This is a genomic window from Streptomyces sp. NPDC026394 (assembly GCF_055567735.1).
On record NZ_JBVHPX010000022.1, the window covers coordinates 73,740 to 92,916 of the forward strand.

General features: G+C 71.1%; 14 protein-coding genes and 2 pseudogenes. 10 read left to right on the forward strand and 6 right to left on the reverse strand.

The features are described 5' to 3' along the window. The first annotated feature begins 572 nt into the window (after positions 1-572). Together ACZ4QV_RS34235 and yczE are read left to right on the forward strand one after the other, a co-directional pair. Entirely contained in the window at positions 573-1,148 is a 576-nt protein-coding gene (locus tag ACZ4QV_RS34235; protein WP_361151045.1) for a TetR/AcrR family transcriptional regulator, read from the forward strand. Beyond that, positions 1,145-1,897 carry a membrane protein YczE gene (gene yczE / locus ACZ4QV_RS34240; RefSeq protein ID WP_467763849.1) on the forward strand — a complete coding sequence of 251 codons (753 nt, stop codon included), beginning with the start codon at positions 1,145-1,147 and terminating at the stop codon, positions 1,895-1,897. The genes ACZ4QV_RS34235 and yczE overlap by 4 nt, the downstream gene beginning before the upstream one ends. Here yczE and ACZ4QV_RS34245 read toward each other — a convergent pair. Continuing rightward, positions 1,875-2,621: pseudogene (locus tag ACZ4QV_RS34245) on the reverse strand (helix-turn-helix transcriptional regulator); the annotation flags it as partial. The gene yczE and the pseudogene ACZ4QV_RS34245 overlap by 23 nt on opposite strands. A 176-nt stretch (positions 2,622-2,797) precedes the next feature. Here ACZ4QV_RS34245 and ACZ4QV_RS34250 point away from each other — a divergent pair. Next, positions 2,798-3,595 carry an SDR family NAD(P)-dependent oxidoreductase gene (locus ACZ4QV_RS34250; RefSeq protein WP_361615740.1) on the forward strand — a complete coding sequence of 266 codons (798 nt, stop codon included), beginning with the start codon at positions 2,798-2,800 and terminating at the stop codon, positions 3,593-3,595. A gap of 99 nt (positions 3,596-3,694) precedes the next feature. Here ACZ4QV_RS34250 and ACZ4QV_RS34255 read toward each other — a convergent pair. Together ACZ4QV_RS34255 and ACZ4QV_RS34260 are read right to left on the reverse strand one after the other, a co-directional pair. Beyond that, positions 3,695-3,829 (reverse strand): annotated as a pseudogene (locus ACZ4QV_RS34255) (IS5/IS1182 family transposase); the annotation flags it as partial. 15 nt (positions 3,830-3,844) lie between these two features. Beyond that, complete coding sequence (locus ACZ4QV_RS34260; protein WP_361615742.1) at positions 3,845-6,019, reverse strand: heparinase II/III domain-containing protein; 2,175 nt, start codon at positions 6,017-6,019, stop codon at positions 3,845-3,847. Between the two features lie 256 nt (positions 6,020-6,275). Here ACZ4QV_RS34260 and ACZ4QV_RS34265 point away from each other — a divergent pair, with 256 nt between their 5' ends. Together ACZ4QV_RS34265 and ACZ4QV_RS34270 are read left to right on the forward strand one after the other, a co-directional pair. Next, on the forward strand, positions 6,276-7,496 hold the full coding sequence (locus ACZ4QV_RS34265) for a glycosyltransferase (RefSeq protein WP_361615745.1): 1,221 nt from the start codon (positions 6,276-6,278) through the stop codon (positions 7,494-7,496). Positions 7,497-7,503: 7 nt separating this feature from the next. Next, positions 7,504-8,520 (forward strand): glycosyltransferase family protein, encoded by a 1,017-nt coding sequence (locus ACZ4QV_RS34270; RefSeq protein ID WP_467763850.1) that lies wholly within the window; start codon positions 7,504-7,506, stop codon positions 8,518-8,520. 146 nt (positions 8,521-8,666) lie between these two features. Here the strand turns inward: ACZ4QV_RS34270 and ACZ4QV_RS34275 are convergent, their stop codons facing one another. Beyond that, positions 8,667-9,875, reverse strand: coding sequence for a cytochrome P450 (locus tag ACZ4QV_RS34275; protein ID WP_467763851.1), 1,209 nt, complete (start codon positions 9,873-9,875; stop codon positions 8,667-8,669). Positions 9,876-9,971: 96 nt separating this feature from the next. After that, complete coding sequence (locus ACZ4QV_RS34280) at positions 9,972-11,159, reverse strand: cytochrome P450 (protein ID WP_361153971.1); 1,188 nt, start codon at positions 11,157-11,159, stop codon at positions 9,972-9,974. Between the two features lie 123 nt (positions 11,160-11,282). Here ACZ4QV_RS34280 and ACZ4QV_RS34285 point away from each other — a divergent pair, with 123 nt between their 5' ends. The 4 genes from ACZ4QV_RS34285 to ACZ4QV_RS34300 all read left to right on the forward strand — a co-directional run bounded on the left by ACZ4QV_RS34285 (position 11,283) and on the right by ACZ4QV_RS34300 (position 15,801). Next, positions 11,283-11,828 carry a chorismate--pyruvate lyase family protein gene (locus ACZ4QV_RS34285; RefSeq protein ID WP_361153969.1) on the forward strand — a complete coding sequence of 182 codons (546 nt, stop codon included), beginning with the start codon at positions 11,283-11,285 and terminating at the stop codon, positions 11,826-11,828. Then, complete coding sequence (locus tag ACZ4QV_RS34290; protein ID WP_467763852.1) at positions 11,825-13,465, forward strand: class I adenylate-forming enzyme family protein; 1,641 nt, start codon at positions 11,825-11,827, stop codon at positions 13,463-13,465. The genes ACZ4QV_RS34285 and ACZ4QV_RS34290 overlap by 4 nt, the downstream gene beginning before the upstream one ends. A 166-nt stretch (positions 13,466-13,631) precedes the next feature. Beyond that, positions 13,632-14,825: a cytochrome P450 gene (locus ACZ4QV_RS34295; protein WP_361636008.1), complete on the forward strand. Its 1,194-nt coding sequence runs from the start codon at positions 13,632-13,634 to the stop codon at positions 14,823-14,825. A 64-nt stretch (positions 14,826-14,889) separates the two neighbouring features. Then, complete coding sequence (locus tag ACZ4QV_RS34300; protein WP_361636005.1) at positions 14,890-15,801, forward strand: LLM class flavin-dependent oxidoreductase; 912 nt, start codon at positions 14,890-14,892, stop codon at positions 15,799-15,801. Positions 15,802-15,866: 65 nt separating this feature from the next. Here the strand turns inward: ACZ4QV_RS34300 and ACZ4QV_RS34305 are convergent, their stop codons facing one another. Next, positions 15,867-16,451 carry an isochorismatase family protein gene (locus tag ACZ4QV_RS34305; protein ID WP_467763853.1) on the reverse strand — a complete coding sequence of 195 codons (585 nt, stop codon included), beginning with the start codon at positions 16,449-16,451 and terminating at the stop codon, positions 15,867-15,869. A 677-nt stretch (positions 16,452-17,128) separates the two neighbouring features. Between ACZ4QV_RS34305 and ACZ4QV_RS34310 the strand changes: the two genes are divergently transcribed. Further along, entirely contained in the window at positions 17,129-19,168 is a 2,040-nt protein-coding gene (locus ACZ4QV_RS34310; RefSeq protein WP_361636002.1) for an ABC transporter ATP-binding protein, read from the forward strand. Positions 19,169-19,177: the final 9 nt, after the last annotated feature.

A 19,177-nucleotide genomic window follows, 5' to 3' on the forward strand; every position in this document is an offset into this window, starting at 1 on the left:
GCTGGCCGCGGAGGCGGGCGGGCAGTTGAACGGTCGGGGCCACCCGACCCGGCCGAAGTCGAAGGAGATCGGGGGAGGGGCGTGAGCAGCGACGAGCAGCGCCAAGGGGTCGGGGTCACGCCCGTGGGCCGGTCGGGACCTGCCGTCGAAGTGTCCGGCTCCTGACGGGGAATCGGAGCCCCGGTCGGCGCACTCCGGTGCCGGTCGACGGCTTCAGCGTGGTGCCGCCTTGCCTGCGCGATGACTGGTGGGGGAGTGCGCTGCTGAGGCAGTACGCCCGCGACGCCGCCAGGGCCGGCAGGAGCGTCTTAACGGTCGACGCGAGCCGTTGTGCCGTTCCGCGAGCCTTGGCGGTCGCCGTGTGGAACATCGCTCATCGGGGGCCTCCTCCGCGCCGAAGTGAGCAGCCGGGCCATCTCCGCGTTTCCCAGGGGCTCCGCACCCAGTTCTGCGTGACGCTCATGGCCGGGGCTGGAGATGAGCGCGGTCCCGGTCCACGTCGTGCGGGCCGGGAGGGCGGGAAGCGACGACTTGCGATGACGGAATCTTGCCTTACTGGTAAGTTAAGTTTCATGAGTCCTCGAAGGAGTGCCAGGAACCAGCTCGTCAGAAGCGCGGAGGAGGTCTTCTACAACCGGGGCTTCGCGGCCACCGGGGTGGACACCGTCGCGCAGGAAGCCGGTGTGTCGAAGCCGACGCTGTACGCCCACTTCAGCGGCAAGAGCGACCTCGCCGCGACGGCGCTGCGGCACCGTCACGACGAGGCGGCCGCGGAACTGGAGGAGTGGCTGGCCGGCGTGGAGGATCCGGCCGCCCGGCCGGCGGCCGTGTTCTCCTGGCTGGCTCACCGGTACGAGAGCAAGGGTGGCCGGGGCTGCGCCTTCCTCAACGCCGCTGCCGAGGTGGTCGATCCCGAGGACCCCGTACGCCAGGCCGTCCTGAGGGAGAAGCGGTGGCTGCGCGAACTGCTCACCACGCTGTGCGTACAGGCCGGGACGCCGGCACCCGAACGCATCGCCTCACAACTGCTGTTGCTCGTCGACGGCGTGGCCGGGCGGGTGGTCGTCGAGGGGCCGCAGGCCGCCGCGCGGGCGGTGGCCGACGCCGCGGACGCCGCCGCCGTCCTGCTGGGGTCCGGTACGCGATGAGGCGCGCCGGAGACCGGATACCGCGGCGCGCCGTCCTCCTGCTGTCAGGTCTCGCCCTGTACGGCGTCAGCACGGCCCTGCTGGTCCGGGCGGGCCTGGGAACGGACCCGTGGACCGTGCTCACCCAGGGCGTCGCGCGTACCACCGGGCTGACTCTCGGGCTCGTGGTCGTCCTGGTCTCGGCCGCCGTGTTCGCCCTCTGGGTCCCCCTGCGGCAACGCCCCGGCATCGGCACCCTCGCGAACGCCGTCCTCGTCGGCCCCGTCCTCGACCAGGCGCTGCGGGTCCTGCCGGCTCCACACCCCTGGCCGTGGCGGCTGCTCTTCCTCCTCGGCGGAGTCGTCGGCACCGCGGTGGCCACCGGGCTGTACGTCGGGGCCGGCTGGGGACCGGGCCCCCGGGACGGGCTGATGACAGGACTGGCGCGACTGGGTGTTCCGCTCCTCGTCGCCCGTACCCTCATCGAGGCGTCGGTCCTGGTGGGCGGATGGCTGCTCGGCGGCACCGTCGGCATCGGCACGGCGGTGTACGCCCTCGGGATCGGGCCGCTCGTCGCCTTCTTCCTGCCGCGCCTCGCCCTGCGGCCGGACGCGCCCGACCCCGCGCCGGACCGGCGGGAGGCAACCGCTACGACGCGCTCTGCGAGAACTGGGTCCCTATGGTCCGCAGCAGTTCGAGTGCGTGATCGTCCGACGACCCCGGGACGGCTGTGTAGAGAACGGCGCGCAGGTCACTGCCCTCGACAGTGAGGACGTCGCAGTCGAGGGTCAGGGGACCCACCTGGGGGTGGAGGATCGTCTTGCGGGCGGAGGCGTGGCGGGCCACGGCGCGTTCCTGCCACAGGGACTCGAAGCGGGGACTCGCTCGCCGGAGGTCGGCGATGAGGCCGCGCAGCAGAGGATCGCCCGGGTGGCGCCCCGCGGCGGCCCGCAGGTCCGCGGCGGCCGCGGACTCGAAAACGGCGTCCTGCTCGGGCGTGGTGGCCACGCGTGACGGGACGCCGGTGAAGTGCCGCCACAACAGGTTCTGGTCGCGTGCCGTACCCGCGGACAGTTCCCCCAGCAGAGCGATGAGCAGCGGGTTGGTGGCGACCACCTGCCATGCGGCGTCCAGCACGAGCACCGGCGTGTCGGTCACCCGGTCCAGCATGCGCTGCACCCCGGGCGCGATGTGCCTGCTGATGCCGTTGACGCGCGGATCGGCGTGCCCCGCGAGCCGGAAGAAGTACGCGTTCTCGTCGTCGGACAGGCGCAGCGCCCGGGCCAGGGATTCCACCACCGACGGCGACGGATTGCCCGCTCGTCCTTGTTCGAGACGGGCGAGGTAGTCCACGGAGAGCCCGGCGAGCAGCGCGACCTCCGCGCGTCTGAGGCCGGGCGCGCGTCGACGCCCTCCGGTGGGCAGTCCGACGCTCGCCGGCGCGAGGCGGTCGCGCCAGCCGCGCAGACAACGGGCGAGTTCCATGCGTTCCATGGACCCATGGTCACCCAGTTCTGACAGAACAGCGTCGCCCTGCCAGTCCTAGCCAAACGCGGTCTCTGGTACCCGGGCCCGGCGAACTCCATCGTTGAGGAGAGCGGTCGCCGCGGACGCTGTGCACGTCCACGACCGTCTCCCCTTACCCGTCCCCTCCCCTTTGGAGCCACCGCATGACCACGCATCCCAACCGCAATCCCGCGCCGCTCACGCTCCGGGCCCGGAGACTGGAAGACAAGGTCATCCTGATCACCGGCGCGTCCGCCGGCATGGGCGAGGCCGCGGTGCGGCGCTTCGCCGCCGAGGGCGCGACCGTCATCGCCGGCGCACGGCGCGTCGACCGCCTGGAGGAGCTGGCCACCGAACTGACGACAGGGAGCACCGAGGTGGTCGCCGTCCCCCTCGATGTGACCGACGAAGCCTCCGTGGCAGCGGCGGTCGCCACCGCGGTCCAGCGGTTCGGCCGCCTCGACGGCGCCCTGAACGCCGCCGGCGTCACCAGTGACGGCACCCCCGTGCACGACAAACCCACCGACGTCTACGACCGGATCATGGAGGTCAACGCCAAGGGTGTCTTCCTGTCGATGAAGTACGAGATCCGCGCCCTGCTCGCCACCGGCGGCGGATCGATCGTCAACGTCTCCTCCATCGGCGGCATGGTCGGCGTGGCGGGCATCTCCGAGTACGTCGCCTCGAAGTGGGCGGTCAACGGCCTCACCAAGAGCGCCGCGCTGGAACTCGCCCCGCACAACGTGCGCGTCAACGCCCTCGCCCCGGGCTCCACGCGCACGGAGATGTGGGACATGCTCCCCGCCGCCATGCAGGACCACCTCGCCTCCATGTCGCCGATGAACCATGTGGCTCCGGCTGACGACATGGCCCGTGCCGCCCTGTTCCTGCTCTCCGACGAGAGCCGCTGGACCACCGGGGCGGTGCTTCCGGCGGAGGGCGGCCACCACGTGGGCCGCTGATCCGATCGCCGGCACCGTGTCGACGACGCGACGATTCCGAGGGGCAGGCCGAGCGGAAGACGGGCGGTAGCCGGCCGACCGCTGCCTCCTCATGTATCCGGTACAAGCGCTGACCGCCCGGCAGCAGCGGAGGGCGGTGGCGAATCCGAGGAAGGCCGGGTAGTCGCGTGTCTGGCGTTCGTAGCGGGGACTGAGCCGGCGGTAGCCGGACAGCCACGACATCGTCCTCTCGATTCAGGCAGGACACCGTCAATGACGACGTCCAACAGACACTCCCCTGCGGGCCAACGTCCAGACGAGCGGAGTGTCACTGACATACGCGTCGGCGATGTCGAGTGTCCACTGTTCGCAGGCACCGTCGGCCATGTCCACGGACACCCGCAGGAATGAGGCGGATGAGCAGCCCGGCTCCCGTCGGACCCGCCGCACACGGGCAGCGCCCCGGAACGGCTCCAGGACGCTGACGAAGCACGCCTGGGCCCCCTCGACACGGCGGAGCAGGAATGCCATCCGGTCGGCGGGCGGATCGGCCGGGGCCCTGGCGGACCAGACGGTGGCTGCCCGCTCGTCGATGCCCCAGATGCGGGTACCGATGTCGGGCACGTCGTCGAGACGCCACTCGGCGGTCCAGACCGTTCGCGGCGACCGGCCGCCCGCGTCGTCCGTGCCCTGGACCGGAAGCCGGTGCACCTGTTCCAACAGCGCGTACGTCGCGTTCGCGGGCTGGATGTCGACAGGCCCCGGCTCGGCAGCCGGTGGCGCGACGAGTGTCCCCAGATGGTGCCAGGCGAGGTCGATGCGCTGCGGGCCTGGGCTGTCGACGAGGACCACGTCGAGCACGTACGGGTCGGGGCCCGGCCGCCACAGCAGGCAGCGGCGCAGTCTGACTCCGGCATAGGGCCCCTGCTCCGGGGCGTCGGGCCAGCCGACGACGGCGTCCGCGACCCCGACCTGACCCGTCCCTTCGGCGCCGTCCTCGCCCACGGGACGGAACGCGAGGAGGTGTCCCGTACCCGGTGGCTGGGACTGCTCACCCAAGACCACCGTGTTGTGGGCGAGGGTCTGCTGATACCACGTGCGGGTGGCGGGCACACCGTACCCGGGAGTGCCCAGGTCGGGGGAGAGCCGGCGCCCGAAGGCATGGAGGTCGAGCGACAGTTTGTCCGGATGGCCGTGGAAACCGCCGTGCGGGCCGTACTTGAGGAGCAGCCAGCGCTCGGTGCCCGGGGCCGGTGGGCACGGCGTCCGTTCCTGGAGCACCGCGTAGCCGGAGGCGGGGCACAGGCCCGTCTGCCTGACGGAGGGGAGCACGGCCGTCGGGGCCGCGGAGAGTCCGGCGGCCTCCGGCCCGTACAGCAGCGCCTCCACGCTGTCACGGGGAAGCCCGCCACCGGCGTGGACCTGCGCGAGGACACCGGCGTGTGCCGGGTCGTGCCACAGCCCCCAGGCCAGTTCGTACAGAGCCGCGTACCGGCCCACCCCCGGGGGACGGGTGACGTCCGTCCAGCCGTCGTTGAGCGCCGGCAGGGTGAGATCGGCACGGGCCAGACGCAGTGGTGCGGCGAACATCTCACGGAGCTGCGGTCGGCCCAGGATCGCCGGCTCGCGATGGCGCAGCGCCGACAGCAGCGCGGACACCGCTTCCAGCGTGTAGAAGTGGTAGCCGGCCGAGCCCTCGTACCACCACCCGTCCGCCAGTACGCCGTCCCGCAGTTGCCTGTCCAGCCCGAACGCACCGTCGATGACGGGGGAGACGAACCGGTCGTCTCCGGTGACAACTCCCAGCGTGGCCAGCGCGGCGAGATGCCAGCACTCGACGTTGTGCACCCGAGGGGCCAGCTCGCCGAGGAGGTGCTCGCCCGCCGGCCGCAACAGGTCCTGTTCGATGTGTGCACGGGCTGTGGCGGTGAGGCCGCCGCGGACACAGTCGTACGCGCGGGCCACGGCGACCGCCCAGGTCGCCTCGTCCAGCGACTGCCCCATGGCCCGGCCCTGCCCCGCGATCTCGCCGTGCGGCGGGTAGCGGGCGTAGAGGTCGGCGTACGCGCCCAGTGTGGTCGCGACGTGCGACGCGTACGTCTCCTCCTCGGTCATCAGCCAGGCCAGTGCGGCGTCCCGGGCCCCGGCCGCCAGTGCGGTGTGGGCATGATGCCGCCAGGCGCTGTCGAACGGTTCACCGCGGTACGTCTCGCCGTCGGCCGGGCACCGGTGGCTGTGCGGCGACGCCGGGTCGAAGACGAGCTCGGTTCCGTGGGAGGGGCAGAAGAAGGCGTGGTACCAGCCGGCGCCCAGGACAGGCGGGGTGAGGCCGAGGGCCAGTGCCGAGTCGGCTCGTGCCCGCAGGCGCTGCCACGCCGCCTCGAATGCCGGGTCCATGCCGCGTCGGCGGAGGCGGGACAGGTCGTCGTGCGAGAGGAGGAGCACGGGCGGACTGTAGCCGCGCCTGGTGGTGCCGGACGGCTGTTCCCCGGTCTTCCATCCGCACGGATGATTCACGTCGGCGGGACGTCATCCGCCGTGTGGCGGCCGTCGTTCGGTGGTATGGAGACCAAGACCGGCCAGGCTGCTTCCCTGATGAGGGCACCGTACCGTCCGCCGACCGACCCGCCCGCGCACACCATGTCTCCGGACACTCCACAGCCGGTCCACCATGCCACGCGACGATTGGGGATTGTTGCTCATGCGTGTCCTGTGTACTGCGGTGCTGTCCCCGTCCCACACGCGTGAGGCGCTCCGGTTCGCGCGCCTGCTCGCCGAAGCCGGTCACGAGGTGCACATCGCCACCGAGGCGCACCTGGGCGACATCTTCCTCGACCGGGGGTTCTCGGCGACGGCCTGCCTGCCGGATCTGTTCGACGAAGCGATGACGGCCGGCCGGGAGTGCGAGGAGGCTGTCGAGCGGATGCAGAACGGCACGGCGTCCGAGGAGTCGGTGGCCTTCGTGCTCGCGGGGCCGCACCTCAAGGGCCAGTACCGGGCCCTGGAGACGGTTGCCCAGAGGTTCAAGCCGGACGTGATCCTGCGCGACGGGATGGACGTCAGCGCCGTGCTGGTGGCCGAGCGGCTGGGCGTTCCCCACCTCGCGTTGCCGTCGGGCGCCAAGGCCTACACGGACCCCGCGGCGGTCCTGCCGCATCTCAACCGGTGGCGGGCCACGGCCGGACTGCCCCAGCGGACCGACCCGCTCTCGATGATGCCGTACGGGCACCTCGACTACCTGCCGCCCTCCTTCACCTTTGCCCCGCACCTGCCCACGGCGCTGACGTACCGCCAGCCGGCCTTCGCCGACCCGAAGGCGGCACTGCAGACGAGCATCGCCGACCTGCCCCTGGACCGGCCCCTCGTGTACGCGGGCATCGGCTGGGCACTGCCCCTCTTCCTGCCCTCGCCCGGCGGCCCCCCGCCTCCCCCCGGCCGCCCGGACCCGGTCGCCGTACTGCGCGCCATGGTCGACGGACTGGCGCAGGTCGACTGCAGGGCGGTCGTGTCCACCAGCGGTGTTCCGGTGCCCGACCTCCGCCCGGCACCGCATGTGCTCGTCGTCGACTCGGTGCCGCAGCCGTTGCTGCTGGAGGAAGCCTGTCTCTTCGTCACCCACGGCGGCTACAACAGCGTGCGGGAGGCGATCCGCACCGGGACGCCCATGGCGGTCCTCCCGCAGCTCGCGGACCAGCCGGTGAACGCGGCCCGTGTCGCCGAGCTGGGTCTCGGCGCCGAGATCACCGATCCCACGCCGGCCGGGGTCGCGTCCGTGTGCAGGCGGCTCCTCGACGACACCGGCGTGCGCCGTCGCGCCAGGCAGGCCCGTCTCGCCTGTCTGGCTCTGCCTCCGGTCGAGACGGCCGTCGGGGACGTGGAGAATCTTGTGAAGCGGCACCATGGCCCGGTCGGCGACGGGTAGCTCACCGGTGACGCAGCCGCTGCGCGTACTGAGTTCCGCCCCGGGGCATCCGTACGATGTCGCCCTCTACGCTCCGCTCGCCGGACGCGTGGTGCACGCGCCCCTGCCGGGCCCGGTGTTCGACGGGGACCCGGCCCCGTTGGGCGGCTGGGACCAGTTCCACCTCCACTGGCCCGAACGGCTCCTGCCGTGCGTGCCGGCGAGACATCGCGCGGTGATCGCGGCCCTCAAGGCCGGCGGCGTACGGATCGTATGGACCCAGCACAACCTCGTTCCCCACGCCAGGGACCGCGAGGGCGAAACCGTCTACCGGGCGTGGGCAGCGGCAGCCGACGCGGTCGTCCATCACAGCGAGTGGGGGATGGCCCGGGCGGTCGGACGGTACGCGTACGGCCCGGGCACCGGGCACTGGGTGATCCCCCACGGCCACTTCGGCCACTTGATGCGGGAGACCGGCGCTCTCGGCCGGCACGAGGCGGAGCGGCGTCTGGGCCTGCGCCACGGAGTGCTGCGGCTCGGTGTGATCGGTGCGCCCCGGCGGGAAAAGCGGGTCGACCTCGTGATGCGCGCCGTCGCGGCCTCCCGCCGATCGGACATCGAGCTGTACGTCCTGTCGCTCGCGCCCGGTGAGCGGGCGTGCGTGGCGGACCCGCGCATCGTGGCACTGCCGTACGAGAGAGTGCCGCGCGCCGAGTACAACCGGCGGCTGGCCACGGTCGACGTGCTCGTCCTGCCCTTCGAGGACGGCGAGATGCTGACGACCGGCACGGTCGGTGACGCGGTGGGGCTGGGCCTGCCGTCACTGGTGTCGCGGTGGCCCTTCCTGCGCGAGGCGCTCGGTGACGCCGGCATCTGCTACGGCTCCACCGCGGAGGATCTCACGCGCTGCGTCGACAGCCTGGACGAGGCCACGCTGCGCCGTGCCCGGCGGGCCGCCCGGCGACTGCAGGAGACCTACTCCTGGGACATCATCGCCGAACGCCATCTGGCTGTGCTGGAGAACACCGGTTCCGTCAGGAGGTGAGGTCCGCGCCCTCGCCGATGTACCTGGTCCCGGTCTGACGGGCGAAGCCCTCCTGGGCCCGCTCCGTGTGCTCAGGGAGCGTGCCTGGGGGCCTCCCAGCGGTAGCTGGGGGAGTCGCGATGCCGCGGAGATCCGTCGGAAGCGCCCTAACGCCGGGCCGGTGAGGGCGCCCACGTCACGGGCAGTGCGACCGGCAGGGTCACCGCGGTCTGCGTACGCCACTCGACGCTCTCGGGCGAAACGGTCAGCCGCATGCCCGGCAACTCTTCGACCAGAACCCGCAGGTACGCCCGCGCCAGCATCCGGGAGACCGCCGCGCCGGGGCACCGGTGCCGGCCGCGGCCGAATCGTACGTGACGGCGGGTGTCCCGGCCGAGGTCCAGCCGCCCGGGGTCGGCGAACACGCCGGGGTCGGCGTTGGCCGCGTCCGGGGACACGAGCACCAGGTCACCGGCCCGGATGTGCTCGCCACCGACCTCGACGTCCTCCACGGCGATACGGGCGAGTCCGTCCCCGAGCATCACCGAGACGCGCAGCAGCTCTTCCACGGCCCGAGGTACCAGCCAGGGTCGCGCTCCCAGGGTGGCCAGCAGGCGCGGCTCCCGCAGCAAGGAGAACGCGGAGAAGGCGAGGAGGCTCGCCGGGTTGCCCAGCCCGGACAGCAGCAGCACGGTGCAGATCTCGGTCAGCTCACCGTCCGACAGGACACGGCGCTGGTCGTGCCGGGCCACCAGGTCACCGAGCAGACCTTCCGGGGACCGGCGCAGCCGTGCCAGTTGCTGCGTCATATAGGTGTCGAGGTGTGTCGCCTCCAGAGGCAGTGGGCTCGGGTCGGTTCCCGACCACAGCACGGCGAAGCAGGGTTCCAGCCGTGGTGCGTCCTCGGCAGGCAGGCCGAGCAGCAGACAGGTGACGGTCGCCGCCACCGGCAGGCAGACCTGACCGACCAGGTCACCTTCCCCGCCCTGGCGCGTCATCGTGCGCAGGGCGTCGCGGGTCGCTCGCTCGACCTGGGCCGGTGTGACATGTTGCTGCCCTGCGCCCAGCCCGCGCAGCAGCACCTCCCGCATCCCGGCCTTGCGCATCAGCCGGTCGAAACAGGAGAACGAGGCGGGCGGCGGAACCGGGTCCTGCTGAGGTGCCGTCGGGTCCGCTGTCCGCGCGAGACTGAACCGGTCGTCGTCCTCCAGCACCTGCCGCACCTCGCGATGGCCGGTCACGAGCCAGGCGAGATCCCCGGAGTTGGCGCGGACCCGGGACACCGGGCGGTGCTCGGCCCGACCGGCCAGTTCCGGCGCGATGCGGTCGCCGCGGTAGCTGAACGGAAAGCGGGGGACCTCTTCGTACGGACACACGGCAATGCCCTTTCTGGACGGAGCGGCCTCGCAAGGACGTGGGGCGCCCGGAGCGGCACGCGCTCCCGCTGCGCCCTGCTCGCCGGGCCGGGACGGTCACCACCGGACAGGGAGCGCCGTGAGGGTGCGTGGGAGGAGGTGCTGATGCCAGACGAGATCCTGAGGCGGTACGGCCGTTTCGATCCCCGGGAAGCGGGACAGCAGGCCCTCCAGCGCCACCTCCACCTGCATCCGGCCGAGTGCGGTGCCCGGGCAGTAGTGCGGGCCGTGCCCGAAGGCCAGGTGGCCGGTCGCGTCGCGGTTCAGGTCCAGCCGCTCGGGGTCCGGGAAGGCTTCAGGGTCCCGGTTGCCCGCGGCCGTCGAGACCAGGACGCACTGCCCGGGGCCGATCCGCGTCCCGCCGACCGACACCTCCTGCGCGGTGACCCTCGGCAGGCCCGCGGTGCCCAGCGGGGTGTAGCGCCACAGTTCGTCGAGGGCGGCCGGCACCAGGTCGGGCCGTTCGCGGAGCCGTTCGGTCTCCTCGGGGTGAAGCATGACGGTGAGGGCCATGTTGGCGATGGAACTGACGCACGCCTTGTGGCCGGCGATCAGCACCATGATGGCGGCGTCGACCAGTTCGCGTTCCGAGACCGAGGGGGAGCGGTCACGTACCTCCGACAGCAGGGTCAGCAGGTCCTGGGAGGGCGGCCTGTCGGCCGACGCCAGCAGCCGCGCGAAGTACCCGCGCAGCCATGTCCATGCCTCCCGCATCTCCCGCTCCGTTTTCCCGCCGACGCTGACCAGCACGCGCGTCTTCTCCTCCAGTTCGGCGTGGTCGGCGTAGGGAAACCCGATCAACTCCGAGATCACGGTGAAGGGCAGCGGCCTCGCCAGGTCCTGGCAGAGATCGCCGGGGCAGCCGCGCCGCTCCATGGCGTCGAGCAGGTCCGTCACGCACGCCCGCACCCGGGAGCGCAGCCGTTTGGCCTGCCGCGGCCCCAGCAGGTCCATGACCTCCCGGCGCACTCCCCAGCCCCGGAACCGGTCCATGACCACCGAGGGCGTCATGGGTACTTCCTGAAGGCGTGGCGCCCCGTCGGCGACGACCATGCCCACGTCGAACCGGCTGTCGGCGAGGACCGCGCAGGCATCGGCATGCCGTGTCACCAGCCACGCCGGCTCCCCGGTCGGTGTCGCCACCGGCGCGACGGGGCACGTCCGGCGCAACTCGGCGTATTCGGGGGCCAGTTCATGTCCGCGGTCTGCAAAGGGAAAAGGCTGGTTCTCGGCGTGCGACGTCATTTTCACTCTTTCGAATGGTTTCTCTGCGCGAGGCGCGAACCCATGAGATTGGATACCCGCCCGGAGGGGGTACGAAGCCTTTGCCGGTGCACATGTGTCGCGCAGGGCAAGGAGATTGAGGTGATGACGGTTTCCCCCGCCGGTACTCTCGAAGGTACAGCCACCCTTCCGCAATCGGCCAGACTCTTGATGACGACCGACGGCACCTTGGGGCCGCTGGTCGAGGCGATGGTGGGAGAGCCGATCACCGTGGCGCACTGTCACCAGGTCCCGGAACCGGCAGAGCGGTCCGTGGCCCGGGAACTCGACGTGGATCCCGATGATGCGCTGCTGAGCAGATGCGTCGATCTGGTGGGCCGACATACGAAGACTCTCTACATCAAGGCCCACTCCTTCTGGGTGCCGCACCGATTGCCGTCGCCCGTCCGGAGACGGCTCACGGACACGATGGATCCCATCGGCGCCGTCCTCCGGGATTTCCGTACGGAAACCTTCCGTGAGCTTCTTTCCTGGCGGTGGTGCGATCTTCCGGAGGACTTTCCGTGCCGGAATTTGTGTCAGCGCACCTATCGGATCGTCATGTCAGGAAGCCCGGCTTTTCTGATCACGGAGCGTTTCACGCACGCCTGTGTCGGTGTCACCCCGCCGTTCTGGGGACACCCGAAGTGATCGCCCGCCAGGAACAAGTCTTCGGCCGGCATCCCAGTGGCCACGAGGACCCCTTCACCCGTGATGCCATGAACCGGCTGCGTCCGTGGCCCACGCTGCTCCGCCCGCCGGGCCCCGGTCCCGTGCGGGCGCGCGTCAACGCCGCCGCCTCGCTGCTGGCCCACGCCGTCGACAGCGGCCTCGGGCACCGGCGTTGCCTCGTCACCGACCACGAGACGTGGACGTACGCGGAACTCCACCGCCGCAGTCACCAGATCGCCTCCGTGCTCTCCGACGACCTCGGCCTGCCGACCGGCGGCCGGGTGCTGCTGCGCGGCCCCAACGCGCCCTGGTACGCCGCCTGCTGGCTGGGCACGCTGCTGGCCGGTGGAGTCGTGGTGAGTGGTCATGAACAGATGTCGGGCGACGAGCTGGCCGACGTGGTGGAGGCCGCCGGTGTCACGCACGCACTCGGCCCTGTGGAACATCTCGACGCCCTCACCGCGGTCGCGCCTCACCTCGCCGCCAGCGCTTACCCCGACGGCTCCGCCCCTGCACACGGGGAGGCGGACCTCCCCGCGCGCTGTGCCCGCCGACCCCCGGCCGCGCACGTCGCCGACACCGCGGCCGACGATGTCGCCCTGATCATCTTCACGTCCGGAACGACCGGCCGGCCCAAGGCGGTCGTCCACTTCCACCGCGACATCGTGTCGGTGGCCACCGCCATGGGCGCGTACGTCACCGGACTCGCCACCGGCGACCTCGTCGCCACCACCGCCTCCCTGTCCTTCGTCGCTGCCCTGAGTGTCGCCCTGCAAGGGGTGCTCGCCACGGGCGCCGCCGCCCTCATGCAGCCCGCCGGCCGCCCCGAAGAGTTCTTCGCCGCCGCCGGACGCCACCGCGCCACTGTGGTGATGGCCAGCCCCGGGTACTACCGATGGGCCCTCCGGTCAGCACCCCGCTCCGCGGCCCACACCCCCCGCCGCTACCTCGTCGGGGGCGAGCCACTGCCCCGCGGCACCGAGGAGGAGTGGTTCGCCCGCACCGGCCTCCGCCTCACCAACATCTTCGGCAGCACCGAACTGTTCAGCGCCTTCGCCGCCACCCGCGCCGGCGGCCGCCACCGGCCCGGAGCTGTCGGCCACGCCGTGCCCGGTTACCGGCTCCGCGTCATCGGGCCCGACGGACAGGCCGTGCCCCCGGGCGAACCGGGCCGGCTCGCCGTGACCGGCCCCACCGGCGTCCGCTATCTCGACGACCCCGCACGTCAGGCCGCTGCCCTGGAAGACGGGTGGACCCTGACGGGCGACCTCTGCTCCCTCGGGCCCGACGGCGTTCTCTGGCACCACGGCCGCCAGGACGACCTCGTCATCATCGAGGGCATGAACGTCAACCCCACGGAGACCGAGGTGGCCCTTCTGCGCCATCCCGCGGTGCGGCAGGCGGCCGTCGTGGGCGGCACGGCCGACGACGGCGGCACGGAGCTGCACGCCCACCTGGTGATCGACGGCCCGGACACCGGGCTCCTGCTGGCCGAGATCCGCTCGGCCGTCGAACGTCGTCTGGCCCCGTTCAAGGTTCCCCGCCGGTACTTTGTGCGCGATTCCCTGCCCGTCACCCACACGGGAAAGGTGCAGCGCTCCCGGTTGCGCCCCTGACCGTGGCGGCCTCGCCCCGATCACGTACACCGGGGTTCGGCGCCCGGCCCGGCGGGCGCGGCCCGGGTCCCGTCCGAACCCGCCCGTCCGCGAGGCACCGACCGTGCGCGTACGCCCCCCGTACGCCGACGAATCCACACCGCTACCTGGAGGGAGGCCCCTCGACGTGACCGGCGAGCAGTCCTCAACCGCCTTCCCCGTGCCCGCTCCCCGTGGCGCCTGCCCCTTCGACCCACCACCCCGCTACGTCCACGCTCTGCGTTCCGCTCCCGTCACCCGGGTACGGCTGTGGGACGGCACCTCCTGCTGGCTCGTCACCGGACACAAGGAGGTCCGCGAGGTCCTGCGGGACCGGCGGTTCAGCGCCGACCGGACACGTCCCGGCTTCCCGTTCCTCAGCCGGAGCCGAGCCGCCCTGGCCGACCCCAGCTTTCTGTGGACGGACGATCCGCGCCATGCCCGGCTGCGCCGCATGGTCACCGCCGACTTCACCTACCGGCGGGCCGAGTCGATGCGCCCCTGGATCCAGGAGCTCACCGACACCCTGCTCGACCGCATGACCCAGCAGGCGCAGCCCGCCGACCTGGTGACCGCTCTTGCCCTGCCGCTCTCCCTCCGTGTCATCTGCCGGCTGCTCGGCGTCCCCCACGACGACCATGTCCTCATCACGGAGCACAGCGGCACACTTTTCGACACCCGCTCCACCCCCGAAACCGTCCGCGAGACGGAAGAGAAGCTGCTGGCGCACCTCACCGCCCTGGTCGAGGGGAAGAGAGCGGCCGGTGACGGCGGCATCCTGGGCCGACTGGTGGCGGCAGGCGACCTGTCGCCCGCCGAGATCGCCAGTATGGGGCGGCTGTTGCTGGTCACCGGCCATGAACCGAGCACGCACATGATCACCCTGTCCGTCCTCGCCCTGCTGCTCCACCCCGAGCAGTTGGGGCGGCTGCGAGCCGATCCTTCGACCGTCCCGCAAGCTGTCGAAGAACTCCTGCGCTACCTGACGGTTCTGCACGGCGGCGTCCCCCGGACGGCGACGGTCGACATCGTCGTCGGCGAAGAGCTCATCGCGGCGGGCGAAGGTGTGCTCTGCATGCTCAACACGGCCAACAGGGACGAGACCGTCTTCCCCGCTGCCGACACGCTGGACACCGACCGCGACGCACGTGCCCACATCGCCTTCGGGTACGGCACCCATGCCTGTCTCGGCCGGTACTTGGCCCGTGTCGAACTGGACGTGGTGCTGCGTACGCTGCTGCACCGCCTGCCCCGTCTGCGTCTCGCCGGTCCGGCCGAGGACCTGCGCTTCCGCGAGGAGATGGCGGTCTACGGGGCGCATCGGCTGCCCATCGCCTGGTGACCTCCGTGCTTCCCCGTCTGCCCGGCGCCCGTCCTCCCGCTCCCGTCCGAGGAAAGGCCGGTCCATGAGCCTCCGCCTGAGCTGCGTCATCCTTCCCACCCGCCGCTGGCACGAACTGCGCGGGCTCTGGCGGCGTGCCGAGGAGCTCGGCTTCCACACCGGCTACACCTACGACCACCTGCTCTGGGAGCCGCTGCGGGACCGACCGTGGCTCGGGGCCGTACCCACCCTCACGGGCGCGGCCTGCGTCACCGAGCGGCTGCGGCTCGGCACCCTTGTCACGTCACCCAACTTCCGGCACCCACTGCCCCTGGCCCGGGAAGTCATGACCCTGGACGACATCTCCGGCGGACGCGTCACCCTGGGGGTCGGCGCGGGCTGGACGGGACACGACGCCGTCGTGCTCGGCCGCCCAGCCTGCTCCGTACGGGAGCGGGCCGACCGTTTCGCCGAGTTCGTGGCCCTGCTGGACCAGGCATTGAGCGCCGGAGGAGACGCGGAGGCCGTGTCGTCGTACGAGGGCCGGTGCTTCACGGCACGGGAGACGAGCATGCTCCCCGGGTGCGTTCAACGGCCGCGGCCGCCCTTCGCCGTCGCTGCCCTCGGGGCTCGTGGGATGAGGGTGGCGGCGCGGTACGGGCAGGCATGGGTCACCGCCGGGGCACCGGAACTGTTCGGGACGACCGGCAGTCCCGCTGTGGCGCGCCGTGCCCTCCGGCGACAGCGTGACGCCCTGCACGCTGCTTGTGAGCGGGTCGGTCGCGATGCCGCCGGCATCGACAAGATCCTCCTCACGGGCTTGACCGCCGACCGCCCGCTGGCGTCCTTCGACGCTTTCGTCGATCTGGCGGGCGTGCATGCGGAAATGGGCTTCACGGAGATCGTCCTGCACTGGCCCACCGCGGAATCCTGGTTCGACGCCGACGAGAACCTTTTTGAGCGCGTCGCCACGGAGGGCCTCGCGCAACTGGCCTGATCCACCGCCGGGGTGGCGGGCGTTCCGTACATCGGGAAAACCACCCATCACCGCCGGCAGCGTGCTCAGGAATGGTTCTTGGCCAGCATCTCGATGATTGCTCGGGTGGTTCCGGTTTCTCCGAGGTGCGGGAAGATGCGCTCGATGCTGTTACGGTGCGCGTCGGCGTCCAGGTCCGACACGGCATCGATGGCCACGGTGATGTGGTATCCGTGCTCGTGCGCGGATCGCGCGGTGGACTCCACCCCCATGCTGGTGGCGATTCCGGCCAGGACGATCTGTGTCACACCACGCCGCCGCAATTGCAGGTCGAGGTCGGTGCCGTAAAAGGCACCCCAATTGCGCTTGGTCACCACGATGTCGCCATGGTGGCCCGTCAGTTCGTCCACGATGACGTCCCAGCCTCGCGGCCAGTCCCCGGAGACGTAGGACACCTCCTTCCGGCCCGGTACGGCGTCACCGCCGTCGGCGGCGGTCGTCACGCGTACCAGCACGACCGGTGCCCGGTGGGCACGGAAGGCTTCACTCAATTCGACGGCGCGGGCGACCACCTGGTGCCCGGGCAGGGGGGTGACGGGGGCGGCGACCATACCGTTCTGGAGGTCGACGAGTACCAGGGCGGTCTGCTCGTCGAGTGTGCTCAGTGCCATGGTCTTCCTTTCGCTCATTCTTGGGTCGCGGAGATGAAGGGCGTGCGAGAGCTGTTGTGTCGGCGCGGGAACATCCAGCCTCCTGAAGGCAAGGCGCGGATACCGGGCGGACCCGGACGGTAATGCCTGATCGTGTACTGCCCTCGTATTCGTTGACGCGAATGCTTCCGGAGGGCGCCTTGTCGCACACCTGGCGACGTGACAGGCCGTCGGGGTGCCGCGTCCGTACGCGAGATCACTGTCGGCGGGTGTCAGAATGAGTGTTCATCCCTGCGAGTGACTGGTCCTCGTATTCATGGCCAACCCCTGTGATTCTGGATAGTCTGGCATCAGTCATTCGTGACAGGCTGGACACTGACCGTCCGAAATGCCCGCGAGGCGGGGCGTCGGTGATGACTTGGTCACTTGCCGCGTCTCCGAGACGCCTCCACTCGCATCCGAGACGCCGCCACCCGAATCACCCGCCCTTTCCGGCTCCTCTCCCCGTGCCCCCCCTGCGCTCTTTCGTGCGGCGGCTGTCGGGGGAGGGACTGAAGCAGCGCGGCTCGTCTCGTCGGCCCACCGCCGAGAGAGGGATGAAAACATGTTGCCCGTTCTGCCTTCCTTCCGGTGATGGTGTGATGCCGTCCTCTGTACCCGAAGCAATGAAAACGCGGAAATGCAAAGAAGAATGGCGATTGCGGCTGGTCCTGGCCGGACGCGAGTGCTGGGGCACCGCCGTCCTTCGGCGCCACCCCCGGATCGCGGGGCTGCTCTGCGGCGTCGCGGCGTCGAGGTTCGCCGGTGCGACCGTGGCCGTCGGCTCCGGCGGAATCGGGTTGCTGCGTAGGGCTCTGGTGCGGTTCGGCGCGGTCGCCACGACCACGGCGACCGTCTTCGGCGGCGCCCGGCGCCGGCCCGACCGGACCGGTGAACCACCTCGGCGCCCCTCGCCGGACACCGCCTCGGCCGTCCCCAGCCGGCACCCTGTGCTGCGCATCGTCGGACGCCACCAGCCCCGATTCTTCCGCGCCGCACTGCTGTCCGTGCTCAGCCAGCTCGGCGAGACGCTGCAGGTCCTCTTCATCGGCTGGTTCCTCTTGATGCTCGCTCTGGGGGAGAGCGCCACGCTGTCCCGCCTCGGGCTGCCCGGTGCCACCGCGCAGCTGTGGGTTCTGGCCGCGGTGGCCGTCCTGTTCCGCGTCGCCACCACGGGCCTGTCGTACGGCACGGAGGTCACGTGGCACCAGCTCGGCCAGGACGTGCAGCATGACTGGCGGGCCGTGTTGTACCCGCACGTTCAGCGCATGGAGATGCGGCACCTGGAAGGTGAGCGAACGACCCGCGTGGCGGGTGTCCTCACCGACGACCTCCACGGAATCGGCGACTTCGTCACGTCGGCTCCGCACGAATTCCTGCAACTGGTTATCTGCTTCCTGGTCATGGTGCCCGCCTATTTGCTGCTCGCCCCGCAGATCGCCTGGATCGCCTTTCTGCCGGTCCCGTTCGTCATCTGGCTGTCCTTCCGGCACCGCAAGCGCTCCGCCGCCGACTACGTGGCGGTCACGGAGAGCCGGGCCCGGCTCACCTGCCAGGTCATCAACAACCTGGAGGCGAGCGCCACGGTCAAGAGCTTCTGTACCGAGGAGTTCGAGGCCGACCGGGTCAAGGAACTGAGCGATCGGTACCGCCGTACCAGCCACTACGCGACACGGAGATCCCTGCGGCACGCCCAGGCCGTGTACCTGTGCACGGCCACCTCGATGGTGGGGACCCTGTTGCTGGGTGGACGTGAGGTTCTCGCCGGTGCGCTGTCGGCCGAGGCGGTCAGCCCGCTCATCGGCCTTCCGCAGCTGGCCATCTGGAAACTGACCCGGCTGGGCAGCACCGTCGAGCACTACCACCGGGCCCTGAGCGCCCTCGACCGCGTCGAGCACCTGCGGAACCTGCCCGTCGAGACGGATCGAGAGGGCCGGCGGCTGGACCTGCGTCAGCTGAAAGGCGAAGTGCTCCTCGACCGGGTCACCTTCGCCTATCCGGGACGTGCGCCGGTCCTGCGCGACCTGTCACTGCGCATCGCGGCCGGCCGGACCACCGGCATCGTCGGCGCCACGGGAGCCGGAAAGACCACCATCGCCAAACTCCTCATGCGCTTCGAGGACCCGCAGGCCGGCCGTGTCCTGCTCGACGGCCAGGACACGCGTGAGCTGCATCTGCACGACCTGCGCAGCGCCATCGGATTCGTCGCCCAGGACGTCTTCCTCTTCGACGGGTCGATCGGCGAGAACATCGGTTACGGGCGTACCGGGGTTCACCCCACCGACGTGACCCGGGCGGCGGGACTGGCCGAGGCGGACAGCTTCGTCGCAGAACTGCCCGCGCGCTACGACGCGGTGATCGGCGAGCGGGGAGCCGCGCTCTCCGGCGGACAGAAGCAACGCATCGCGCTGGCCCGCACCTTCCTCAAGGATCCGCGGATCGTCATTCTCGACGAGGCGACCTCCGCCGTCGACAACGAGACCGAGGCGGCCGTCCAACGCAATCTCCAGGAATTCAGCGAAGACCGGACCGTGCTGATCATCGCGCACCGGCTGTCCACCATCCGCCACGCGGATCAGATCTACGTACTCGAAAAGGACGGCGTGCTGGCGGAAGAGGGCACCCATGACGAGCTGGTCGCCCACGACGGACTCTATGCCTCGCTGTGGCGGCTACAGACCGGCGAACACCGCGCATGACACGCCGAC